Consider the following 7,389-nt stretch of genomic DNA (forward strand, 5'->3'; position numbering starts at 1 on the left):
ACACACCGAATAACCCGCTGAATCGCACGACACAAACCCGCTGAATCACACGACCGCGAACTTCGAGGTGCGCACGTTGGCTTTCCAGATGCCGGACCGCGGCGGAGGCCCGACCGGGCCACGGATCAGAGTGGGCCGGCCATCCCGTCGGGCCCGGACCCTGCTCATGACCTTGGGCGTACTGGCCGTACTGGCCATGCTCTTCGTCATGTTCGCGGGGTTCTGGACCGACTGGCTCTGGTACCGCTCGGTGAAGTACTCATCGGTTTTCACCACCACTCTCCTGACCAAGGTCGGTCTGTTCGCGGTCTTCGGACTGCTGATGGCCGCCGCAGTCGGACTGAACATCTGGCTGGCGCACCGGCTCCGGCCGCCGCTGAGCGCGATGTCGATGGAGCAGCAGAACCTCGACCGCTACCGGATGGGCATCGCCCCGTACAAGAAGTGGGTGCTGCTGGCGATCACCGCCCTGATCGGGCTGATCGCCGGTGCCTCCGCGGCCGGCCAGTGGCGCACGTGGCTGATGTGGGTGAACGGGGTGCCCTTCGGGCAGAAGGACCCCCAGTTCAAGATGGACGTGGCGTTCTACGCGTTCGATCTGCCCTGGTACCGCTTCATGCTGGCCTTCGGTTTCGCGGCGGCCGTGCTGTCGCTGATCGCCGCCGCGCTGACGCACTACCTGTACGGCGGGCTCCGCGTCACCAGCCCGGGCGCGCGGGCGACGGCCGCGGCCACCGGTCATCTCTCGGTGCTGCTGGGCGTCTTCGTCTCGCTCAAGGCCGTGGCGTACTGGCTCGACCGGTACGGCCTGGCCGTGAAGTCCAGCGACTTCAAGGCCACGGGCAACTGGACGGGACTGCGGTACGTCGACGCCAACGCCTATCTGCCGGCGAAGACGATCCTGTTCTGCATCGCCGTCATCTGCGCCCTGCTGTTCTTCGCGACGCTCTGGCGCCGCACCTGGCAGCTGCCCATGATCGGCTTCGGACTGATGGTCCTTTCGGCGATCCTCATCGGCGGTCTCTACCCCGGGATCGTGCAGAAGTTCCAGGTCCAGCCGAACGAGCAGGCCAAGGAAGCGCCGTACATCAAGAAGAACATCGACGCCACGCGCGCGGCGTACGGCATCGACACCGCCGAGGTGCAGGACTACGGCGGCAAGGGCGACTCGTCGCGCAAGGCCGAGCAGCGCAAGGCGGCGGACACCGCCGCCAGCTACCGGCTGGTCGACCCCAATGTGGTCTCGCCCGCGTTCCAGCAGCTCCAGCAGGAGCGTCAGTACTACAAGTTCCCCACCACGCTGGACGTCGACCGCTACACCGACGCCGACGGGAAGCCGCAGGACACGGTCGTCGGTCTGCGCGAGCTCGACATCACGGGCATCCCGAAGCGCAACTGGATCAACGATCACTTCACGTACACGCACGGGTACGGCCTGATCACCTCAAAGGGCACCAACACGGTGACCGACGAGAACGAGGGCACGATCGGCGCGCCCGACTTCACGGAGTCCGGGCTGCCGACGACCGGTGACATCGGCAAGTACGAGCAGCGCATCTACTACGGCGAGAGGACCACGCAGTACTCGATCGTGGGCGGCCCCCAGAAGGAGCTGGACTACGAGAAGAACGGCGAGCGGACGACGAGCTACAAGGGCAACAGCGGCGTCGACCTCTCCAACCCGCTGAACCGCGCGGCATACGCCGTGGCGTTCAGCGAGCCGCAGATGCTCTACTCCGGCGCCATCGGTGACGGCTCGCGGATTCTCTACAACCGCACGCCCAAGGACCGCGTCGAGGCCGTCGCGCCCTGGCTGACCATCGACGGCGACTCCTACCCCGCCATGGTCGACGGCCGGATCCAGTGGATCGTCGACGCGTACACGACGACGAACGGCTACCCGTACGCGTCGCGCACCACGCTCGGTGACACCACGGCCGACTCGCTGACCGACAGCCAGCGCGCGGTCGTCGCCCAGCAGAACCAGGTCAACTACATCCGCAACTCGGTGAAGGCGACCGTCGACGCGTACGACGGCACGGTCAAGCTCTACCAGTGGGACACCAAGGACCCGGTCCTGAAGACCTGGATGAAGGCGTTCCCCGGCACGGTCAAGTCGAAGAGCGACATCGCCCCGAGTCTGCTGGCGCATCTGCGCTACCCGCAGGACATGTTCAAGGTGCAGCGCGAACTGCTCTCCCTCTACCACGTCACGGACGCCGCCCAGTTCTACAGCGGCAGTGACGCGTGGCAGGTTCCGGACGACCCGACCAACCGGAAGAGCAACTCGGTCCCGCCGTACTACCTGAGCCTGAAGATGCCCGGGCAGGACAGCCAGAAGTTCTCGCTGACCACCACGTTCACACCCAACGGGCGCCCCAACCTGGGGGCGTTCATGGCGGTGGACGCGGATGCCACCAGCAGTGACTACGGCAAGATCAGAGTCCTGAGAGTGACCTCCACGGTCCAGGGGCCGCAACAGGTGCAGAGCGAGCTGAACGGTGTGCCCGAAGTCGCCGAGTTCGTCAGGAACCTGAGAGGTACGGACTCGGACATCGAGTACGGCAACCTGCTGACGGTGCCGCTCGACGGGGGCTTCCTCTACATCGAGCCGGTGTACGCGCGCGGTGGCAGCGCCAACTACCCGCTGCTGAAGAAGGTGGCCGTCTCCTACGGAGGCAAGCCGGTCTTCAAGGACAGCCTGCCCGAGGCGCTGAACGCGGTGTTCGGTGCCGAGAGCACGCAGGAGCCGACGACACCGCCGACGGGCGAGACGACCAAACCGCCGGCCACCGGGGCCAAGGCGCTCCAGCAGGCCATCTCGGACGCCCAGAAGGCGTACGACGCGGGTGAGGAAGCGCTCAAGAAGCAGGACTGGACGGCGTACGGCAAGGCCCAGAAGGACCTTCAGGACGCGCTCCAGCGGGCCGCCGACGCGGATGCGAGCGCCAAGACCGGCTCGGGCTCCGGGTCGGGTTCCGGGTCGGGCTCCGACTCGGGTTCAGGCTCCGGTTCGGACTCAGGAGGCTGACCAGGGCTCCCCCTCGCGCCGTGGTACGGTTGGGACACAACGGCGCGGGGTGGAGCAGCTCGGTAGCTCGCTGGGCTCATAACCCAGAGGTCGCAGGTTCAAATCCTGTCCCCGCTACTACAAGACAAGGGCCCGGATCCTTATCAAGGATCCGGGCCTTTGCCATGTGCCCGATTCGATGTGTCCGATCCGAAGTGCGTTTCAGGTAGGGCACGTTGGGCTCGCGGGTGTTTGACTTGTCTCTCTGTGGGCATGTCGACAAAACGCTGAAGTGACCTTGGCGGGTCGCGGCTTACCGACTGTACGTGCGTGGCAGGTGATGCGACGATGGAAAATATGGGGGATAGGGCAACTCTGTTGGAGACAGGGCGGTTTGTGCAGCGACACGAAGAGAGCGCTGACAGCGCTGCCGGTACCGCCGGCACGGAAGAGACCGCCGACGTCGAGGCGCGCCACCGAAGCGCCGCCGACGCCGGTGACACCGCGTCGATGAGCGTCCTCGGCGCACTGCTGCTGCGCCGGGGCGATCTCGATGCCGCGGAGCCGTACTTGAGAGCGGCGACCGCCGAGGGCGAGCGCGCCGCCGCCAACAACCTCGGCGTCCTGCTCCACCAGCGCGGCTATGTGGACGAGGCGGCCGGCTGGTGGCGGATCGCCGCCGTCGCCGGATCCGCCCCCGCCGCCCACGCGTTGGGCCGGCACTACCGCGAGCTGGGCGACGACCCCGCCGCCGAGTACTGGCTGCGCCAGTCCGCCGAGCAGGGCCACGCGCTGGGCGCGTACGCGCTCGCCGATCTGCTGGAGCACCGCAGCGACGTCGGCGCCGAGCGCTGGCTGCGCGCCGCCGCCGACCAGGGCCACCGCGAGGCCGCCTACCGGCTGGCCCGTGCCCTGGAGCGGCGGGCCCGCGAGACTGCGCGCTCCGGCGCCGACGTGATGTACCGCAGCGGTACGGGCCCGCCCACCTCGGGCCGTATCCGGCTGAGCGCGCAGCCGGTCCGCCCCATGGACACCGGTACGGGCATGAGCACCACCGGCATCAGGGAGGCGGCCGGAGCCGGCGCGGCGCTCGGATCCACGCTCATCACCGAGGCCACCCAGTGGTACCGGCAGGCCGCCGCGCGCGGCCACCGCCGGGCCGCGCTGCACCTCGGCGCGATCCTGGAGAAGCGCGGCGAGCTCAAGGAGGCCGGCCGCTGGTATCTGAGCGCCGCCAGGGACGGCGAGTCGCGGGCCGCGTGCGCCCTCGGCTTCCTGCTGCGTGACGCCGGCGACGAGGAGAGCGCCGCCGTCTGGTGGCTGCGCGCCGCCCAGGAGGGCGACGGGAACGCCGCCAACGCCCTCGGCGCGCTCCACGCGGCCCGCGGCGAGCAGCAGACCGCCGAGCGCTGGTACCGGGCCGCCATGGACGCGGGCGACGTCAACGGCGCGTACAACCTGGGGCTGCTCTGCGCCGCCCAGGACCGTACGGCCCAGGCCGAGCAGTGGTACCGGCGCGCCGCGTACGCGGGCCACCGCGAGGCCGCCAACGCGCTCGCCGTCCTGCTGCTCCAGGCCGACGACCCGACGGGCGCCGAGCCGTGGTTCTCCAAGGCCGCGGAGGCGGGCAGCGTGGACGCCGCCTTCAACCTGGGGATCCTGTACGCGGGCCGGGACGACGACGGCGCGGCCCTGAGCTGGTACGAGCGCGCCGCCGCGGCCGGGCACACCGAGGCCGCCCTCCAGGTCGGCATCGCCTGCCTGCGGGACGGCGACGACCGCTCCGCCGAACGCCATCTGCGCTGCGCGGCCGGCGGCGGCAGCGCGGAGGCCGCCTTCCGGCTGGCGACCGTGCTCGACGCGCGCCAGCCCCCGCCCGGCCCGCCCGCGCTGGGCGAACCGCACACCGTCAAGAGCGAGTGCGAGCAGTGGTACGAGCGCGCCGCCGAGCAGGGGCACCGCCGCGCCCAGGTGCGGGTCGGCATGCTCGCCGCCGCGCGCGGGGACAACGCGAACGCCGCCCGCTGGTACCGGGAGGCCGCCGAGGCGGGCAGCCGCAACGGCGCCTTCAACCTCGGGCTGCTTCTCGCCCGCGAGGGTGGCGAGCGCGAGGCTGCCCTGTGGTGGACCCGCGCGGCCCAGGCCGGCCACGGCCGCGCCGCGCTGCGCCTGGCCCTGCTGGCCGCCCGCAGGGGCGAGCTGACCGAGGGCCAGCGCTGGTGCGCGCGCGCCGTCGAGCTGGGCCCCGCCGAGGTCGCGGAGCGGGCCGCGAGGCTGCGCGAGGCGCTCCATCAAGAGCTGACCGCGTAGCGCTCATATGAATTTGCGCTGGTCGGCGGGGTAACGTAATGTTGCATTCAACGGCGCGGGGTGGAGCAGCTCGGTAGCTCGCTGGGCTCATAACCCAGAGGTCGCAGGTTCAAATCCTGTCCCCGCTACTGAAATCGAAGGCCCGGATCTCGAAAGAGATCCGGGCCTTCGGTCATTCCCGGACGCCGAGACGGACAAGCGCGGATGTCGAAACGCCGCCATCCCGCAGGATGACGGCGTTGGGCGGGATGCTCGCGCTATGCCTTGGCGCAGTCCGGGCAGACGCCCCGGTAGGTCACTTCGACGCCCGAGATCGTGAAGCCGAAGCGCTCCCCGTCGGGCAGATCGGCCAGCGGGTCGCCCGCCGGGTGTACGTCCCGGATCGCGCCGCACTGAGCGCACACCAGGTGGTGGTGCGGCCGGTGGGCGTTCGGGTCGTAGCGCTTGGCGCGGCGGTCCGTGCTGACCTCGATGATCTCACCGAGCGTGACCATCTCGCCCAGGGTGTTGTAGACGGTCGCCCGGGAGATCTCCGGCAGCCGCGTGACGGCGCGCGCGTGCACCTCGTCGGCGGTCAGATGGACATGGTCACCGTCGAGCACCTCGGCGACGACACGACGCTGAGCCGTCATGCGCCAGCCGCGTCCGCGAAGTCGTTCCAGCAGGTCACTCATGGGGGTCAGCCTAACAGTGAGGGCCCCGGTCCTGAACGAGTGCGACTTTGGATTCCACCTTGATCTGGATCATGTCCAGGCCGGTGCGGCAGTCTCGCGCCGTGCCGGTGCCCAGCAGCGGATGATGTCGCGTACGGAGACGATGCCGACCGGCTCGTGGTCGTCGAGGACGATCAGATGCCGGAATCCGCCGGTCGACATGGCCGCCGCGGCTTCCTCCAGTGTCCAGACCGGTGCCGCGAAGACGACGGCGTTCGTGGTGTGCGAGCAGGCGGTCTCCGTGTCGGGACTCTGGCCCGCGCCGAGCGAGTTGAGGATGTCCCGCTCGGTGAGGATGCCGATGCCGCAGTGGTCGGTGTCGAGGACGACGGCGGCGCCGACGCGGCGCGCCGACATCAGCCGGGCCGCCTGGCGGAGCGTATGCGTGGGCCCGATGGTCAGAACCACCGAACTCATGGCGTCACGGACAAGCATGGGTGGAGCCACCTCCTGGGAGGAGTGGGGGAGCCCCTGGGGAACGAGGGGGAACGAAGGGGTACGAGAACCGATTCACAAGTTCACAAGTGGGGGGACTCCCAGAGTCGCACTCTTGGGCGGAGTCGACAAGAGGTGGCCGGGAGCGGAGGGGGGTGGGGCCGGGGCGCGCATAAATGCGACAAAGCGCCGTGGCGCCCCCGGCGTGCGGCGCCGGTCTGCGCACCCTGCGGACCCGTCCTGCGGACCCGTCCTGCGGACCCGTCCTGCGGACCCGTCCTGCGGACCGGTCCGCAGACCGGTCAGTAGCGCTGGAACTGATGCGCGGGTTTTGCCACCTGCAAGGCGAGACAGCGTCAACGCGCTGACCAGCATCGGGGCGGTTGTCATTGGTCGTTGTCGGTGGTCGTTGGTCACCCTCGTACGGCCCACGGACGGCCCGGTGACGGGCCCCGGTGGCGCTCGGGCGTTAGCGGTACGGGCCGCTAACGTTAGCGGCTGTGCTATCGGCCCGCATGCCCTCTGATCAGGTTGTTAGCGGTTAGCGGCCCCTGGTTGCTGACCGGTGAAACCAGCGTGCGGGGCGCGCGGACACCCCCGGTGGCCGCTATCGCGCGGGGGCTGGCCGTGAGGGCGGGGGCCCCGGGGACGTGGGCTCGGGTAGAGGGAGGTGTCTCTACCCGAGCCCACGCGACCGGGCGCGCCGGCCACCGCTGACCGCCTCTTCCCGGGCCCGGCGGGTAAGGGGACCCCTCTACCGGGGTAGAGGGGGGTGGTAAAGGGGGCTGAGCTGCGAGGTAGTGGGGGTAGAGGGGGTGCGGGCGCCGATGGTGTCCCGCCGAGTGGTGTAGCCGATCAAGGCGTAGTTGTGCGCGGGCGGATGCTCGGGGCGTGCAACCGATAGCGGTGCCTGCTCCCTGT

General features: G+C 69.8%; 4 protein-coding genes and 2 tRNA genes. 4 read left to right on the forward strand and 2 right to left on the reverse strand.

Translation table 11 applies throughout. The features are described from left to right. Nucleotides 1-88: 88 nt before the first annotated feature. The 4 genes from AB0389_RS28390 (at nucleotide 89) to AB0389_RS28405 (ending at nucleotide 5,448) form a co-directional block, all read left to right on the forward strand. Nucleotides 89-3,031: a UPF0182 family protein gene (locus AB0389_RS28390; RefSeq protein ID WP_366398360.1), complete on the forward strand. Its 2,943-nt coding sequence runs from the start codon at nucleotides 89-91 to the stop codon at nucleotides 3,029-3,031. Between the two features lie 43 nt (nucleotides 3,032-3,074). Further along, nucleotides 3,075-3,148 (forward strand) — tRNA-Met (locus AB0389_RS28395). A gap of 210 nt (nucleotides 3,149-3,358) precedes the next feature. Beyond that, entirely contained in the window at nucleotides 3,359-5,320 is a 1,962-nt protein-coding gene (locus tag AB0389_RS28400; protein WP_366398356.1) for a tetratricopeptide repeat protein, read from the forward strand. 54 nt (nucleotides 5,321-5,374) lie between these two features. Next, nucleotides 5,375-5,448 (forward strand) — tRNA-Met (locus AB0389_RS28405). 129 nt (nucleotides 5,449-5,577) lie between these two features. Here the strand turns inward: AB0389_RS28405 and AB0389_RS28410 are convergent. Together AB0389_RS28410 and AB0389_RS28415 are read right to left on the reverse strand one after the other, a co-directional pair. Beyond that, a complete protein-coding gene (locus AB0389_RS28410) occupies nucleotides 5,578-5,994 on the reverse strand; it encodes a Fur family transcriptional regulator (RefSeq protein WP_366398357.1) in 417 nt (138 codons plus the stop codon). Nucleotides 5,995-6,063: 69 nt separating this feature from the next. Then, nucleotides 6,064-6,468, reverse strand: a complete 405-nt coding sequence (locus AB0389_RS28415) for a CBS domain-containing protein (RefSeq protein ID WP_366398358.1) — start codon at nucleotides 6,466-6,468, stop codon at nucleotides 6,064-6,066. Between the last annotated feature and the right edge of the window lie 921 nt (nucleotides 6,469-7,389).

The organism is Streptomyces sp. NPDC093109 (assembly GCF_040701725.1).
Lineage (GTDB): Bacteria > Actinomycetota > Actinomycetes > Streptomycetales > Streptomycetaceae > Streptomyces.